Origin of the sequence: Anaerotignum sp. (assembly GCF_045122575.1) — a bacterium.
GTDB lineage: Bacteria > Bacillota > Clostridia > Lachnospirales > Anaerotignaceae > Anaerotignum_A.
On record NZ_JBGVHV010000132.1, the window covers coordinates 1 to 3,886 of the forward strand.

General features: G+C 45.9%; 3 protein-coding genes and 1 pseudogene. All 4 read right to left on the reverse strand.

What is annotated here, in order from left to right; genetic code table 11:
• A pseudogene (locus tag ACJMLT_RS06570) lies at window positions 1-444 on the reverse strand (PucR family transcriptional regulator); the annotation flags it as partial.
• A 294-nt stretch (window positions 445-738) separates the two neighbouring features.
• A complete protein-coding gene (locus ACJMLT_RS06575) occupies window positions 739-1,593 on the reverse strand; it encodes a YitT family protein (RefSeq protein ID WP_405728360.1) in 855 nt (284 codons plus the stop codon).
• Window positions 1,594-1,635: 42 nt separating this feature from the next.
• Window positions 1,636-2,364, reverse strand: coding sequence for a WecB/TagA/CpsF family glycosyltransferase (locus ACJMLT_RS06580; protein WP_405728362.1), 729 nt, complete (start codon window positions 2,362-2,364; stop codon window positions 1,636-1,638).
• Between the two features lie 15 nt (window positions 2,365-2,379).
• A partial coding sequence (gene csaB / locus ACJMLT_RS06585) for a polysaccharide pyruvyl transferase CsaB (RefSeq protein WP_405728365.1) occupies window positions 2,380-3,886 on the reverse strand: 1,507 nt, incomplete at its 5' end.

Sequence of the window (3,886 nt, forward strand, 5' to 3'; positions counted from 1 at the left end):
GATCAGGTAAACGATACGATGTACGTTATTTTCAATGTGCAGTTTTTTCGCACGGCTATAGATATCTACCAGCAGCAGGTTATCCAGCAGCAGGTTTTTGATAAAGTTATCTTTATCATATCTTTCTTTATACGCTACCAGCAGGCTCTGGATCTGGAAAGCAGCGATCTTACCGATCTGGTAGCCGCTTTCGTCTTCCCCTTTTACCTGGATCACGTATTCGGGAACACCGTTGTCATAAATTTTGAAATACTGATATCCAAGGATCAACTGGCTTTCCGCAGGAGAGCTGATGAAATTTTCAACAGCATCGATCTGACGACCGATCATGTTTTCTTCTGTGGTAGCAATGACCTTGCCTTCTTTTTCTACTACGCTCAATTCTTTTCTTGTAATGCTTTTCAGACCATCGATAGTACTCTGCAAAATCTGGTTGGAAATCATATTATCACCTCAAAATTATACTGTTTCTGCTTTCCAATTACCTGTTCTTTTTTGTAATTTTTCACTGTATAAATTGCATAAAGCTTACCCTTTGATAAACTATCAAATTTACCTAAACCCATTTTATAACAAAATGACAAAAAAAGAAAGAGGAAATTTTAAAAAAACAGTAAAAATCTCTTTACAGCTTATTTTTACATAAAAATAGGGTCTGTTTTTTATTGAAACTGACCCTTGATTTCTTTAAATTAGTGAAAAAAACAAGCTTTGCCCGCGAAAAACGGACTGTCATTTTTACTTGTCCGCAAGACCTTTCCCCAAAACTTCCCGTATGTCCGTTACAAGAAAAAAAGCATTCTTGTCGATATTCATAATAATGCTTTTCACAGAATGGACTTCTTTTTGAGAAAAAACACAAAAGAGCACTTCTCTTCCCTGACCGGTATACTTCCCCGTTGCCGGAAAAGCCGTCACCCCTCTGCCCAGTTCCGTCAAAAGTGCATCTGCGATCTCTTCACTCTTTCCTGAAATGACCCACGCCGCTCTGGCATAGCTCGGCCCTTCCAGCACCCATCCCAGAAACTGATCTGTGATAAAAACCGCCAATATGGCATATAATCCCATTTCCACGCCGAAAAATGCCATCCCCGCCAGAATGATGGCTGCATCCAGAATAAAAATAAAGCGAGGCACGGAAACAGAACGGATTTTCTGATGCAGCAGCGTCGCCGCCAGTTCCACGCCCCCTGTGGTAGAATCCACCGAAAGCACCAGCCCCAGACCGATCCCCAGAGCTGCGCCGCCAAAAACCGCCGCCAGCAGCGGATCTCTGCTGTACAAAGGGAACATCTCCTCCACATACAGCATCAGAGAAAATAATGCTGCCGTCAGCATACTGCGGCTGACAAATTCTTGCCCCTTCCATCTTCGCGCAATCAAAAAAAGAGGGAGGTTCCCCGCAAAATTGACAAACCAAAGGGGTATAGGGACACCGAACCGCATCGATGCCCATTCATCCAACATAATCCCAATACCGGTGATCCCACCGGCTACCAGATCCGCATGCTCAAAAAACCCCTCTGCGCCGACAGCCATCAGCCCTGTACCGGCGATCAGAAAGAACCAATCCCTCTTTTTTAAATTCAGCATAGTATCCCGTCCCTTTCAGGACGTTAAAAATTTTGTTTCCGCTTAACGTCCTTTTGTTTTCAGGACTGTCAGCGCAAATTTAGGCAGACGCATCATGCGTTTCCAGCGTGTGGGCTGTGTGATGAGTCTGTGGAACCATTCCAGACCAAGTTTCCGGAAGATCATAGGTGCTCGTTTCACATTACCCGCCATTACGTCAAAACTGCCGCCAACGCCAATGGCAACCTTTGCATCGATCAGACGCAGGTTATCATAGATCCATTTTTCCTGCTTGGGCGCGCCCAGTCCTACTAACAGTATGGACGGAGATTTTGCTTTTATGTCCTGAATGATGCGTTTTTCTTCTTTTTCATCAAAGAAGCCGTTGTGTACACCGACTACTTTCAGCCCGGGATATTTTTTCATCATCTTTCTTGCTGCAGTAGAAGCCACGCCGGGCGCACCGCCAAAGAAATAAAAAGTATGCTCCGTTGCTGCCAGATCTGCCATCAGGTTCTGTGTCAGGTCAAAGCCCGCCACACGTTCGGTCAGACGGATCTCGCTGTATTTGGATGCCCAGACAACGCCGATGCCGTCAGGCACCACCAAATCCGCCCCTTTCAGAATATCCATCAGCGCCTGATCCTTCTGCGCTTCCATAACGATTTCCGGATTGGGTGTGCAGATGATATGGCCGCCTTCTTCTCTCAGCAGACTCTTTGCCTTTGCCACCGCTTCTTCCATAGTCATTGCATCAAAAGGTACGCCCAAAACATGAGTCAGTTTTCTCATTCTAAATGCCCCCTCTTATTTTTTCACACGTTCCAGCAGCTTCGCCAGATACTTTTCATTTCTGTGTGCCATTTTTTCCAGTTCTTTTTCTTTTTCGCCCAGTTTTTTCACATAAACCGCTTTATTGCGGATCACATCATCCACATATTCCAGCGTGGTTTCAGGGTCAAATTCTTTCAGTTTGCCGCCGCTGGGCATTTCCAGTTTTTCCAGATAATATTCGATCTTGGGATCATAAACGAAACCAATGAGAGGCACCTGCTGTTTGGCCGCAAAGATCAGCGTATGCAGTCGCATGCTCAGAATAAAGTCTGCCTGAGAAATGATCCCCATCACTTCATAAGGAGAATGGTTCTCTTTCAGGATATAGGCTTCCTGCTTCATCTGCGCCCGTACTTTTTCGCTGACAATAATGTCATTGGGCATCTGCATGCCAAGGAACACGATATTTCTATCATATTTTTCCACAATCGTATCACACATGCGAGCAAATCTGCCGATGAACTTATCCATATCCTTCCATTTACGAACAGAAACCACCACGATAGGCTTATCCATAGGCACCCCTTCTGCCTGCAGCAGTGCACGGGATGCTTCCCCGTTGATGCCGTTCATGGTAAAGGCAGGATCGGCTGTAACGAAACACTTCTTGGGATTCACGCCCATAGACAGCAGTTCTTCATAGGAATTTTCTTCTCTTAATGTGATGAGGTCGGCACGGTTGACCACCTGTTTCACCAGACGACGGTTGCGCTTGCCGGAAACAGGGCCAATGCCGTTGGCATACAGCATCACTTTCTTGCGCAGCATTTTTGCCATCACCGTGATGGAAAGATAATACATCAGGGAGCGGGTGGAAGTGCTGTCCTGCAGCAGAGAGCCGCCGCCGGAAAGGAGCACATCACATTTACGGATGGCATGGAACACATCTCTCATACCAAAACGATATACCGCTTCAATGCCGTATTTTTTCTTTGTTTCTTCTGGCTTATTGGACAATACGGTAATATGATAATTTTCCCCCATCTGCTGGATATTCTTATGCATGGAAAGCATGATGGCTTCATCCCCTGTGTTATTGAAGCCATAGTAACCGCTCATCACCACATGATACTGAGGTACTCTTGTTTCTTTATATGCTGCATCGTAGGCATCTACGCAGTCTCCTGCCATTTTTGTTACGGAATAATATTCGAAAATGACTTCTCTGCCGTAAGCACCCATACCCTGGCGCTCTTCTTCCGTCATTTCGTTGAAGGCATGAACAACATCCCTGAACAGCAATTCTTCATTGGACATTTCACAGCCGCGGCAGCAGAAATTGTTTTCCTGTGCCAGTTCCAGTTTTTCTCTGCCAAACAGGCCGATATAACCTTCGTTACCGGCAACCACAACAGGTTTTTCCGCCGCCATGGCTTCCAGAGCCGCACGGCTTACGCCCACAAACACATCTGCCACAGAAACCAGTTCATTGATATCGGTTCTGCCGCCGGTCATGGTGATACATTCTCTGCCGATGGCA